Genomic DNA, 330 nt, shown 5'->3' on the forward strand with positions numbered 1-330 from the left:
ATGAGCTCGGAGTCGCCTGATATTCGTATCCGCCTCGAGCTGTCCCGGCTGGATTCCCTTTTGAAGGCGATTTGGAAGCAGGCCGCCCGCGGTGATTCAACCGCTGTAGGGCAGGCCCTGAAGATTACCGGCCAGCGCGCAACCCTTTTATCTAAGCTCGGCGGCGATCCGCTTTCCCAGAGCGTGGATGAAATTTCACGTTCAACAACCAGCGATGATTTAGCGGCGATTCGTCAAGAAATTCTAGGAGGTGGGGACCTGTGAGCGGGGTAGATGAAAATTCTTTGGCGGCCGTCAGATGTGTATAAGAGACAGGGCTACCTGTCTGCC

The 330-nt window shown here is 55.5% G+C and carries 1 protein-coding gene; it reads left to right on the forward strand.

The features are described 5' to 3' along the window. Positions 1-264, forward strand: a 264-nt coding sequence (locus ACXIUA_RS01535) for a hypothetical protein (RefSeq protein ID WP_457975947.1), incomplete at its 5' end; no start/stop codon positions are given. Between the last annotated feature and the right edge of the window lie 66 nt (positions 265-330).

This window comes from Corynebacterium sp. UMB8791, assembly GCF_054166365.1.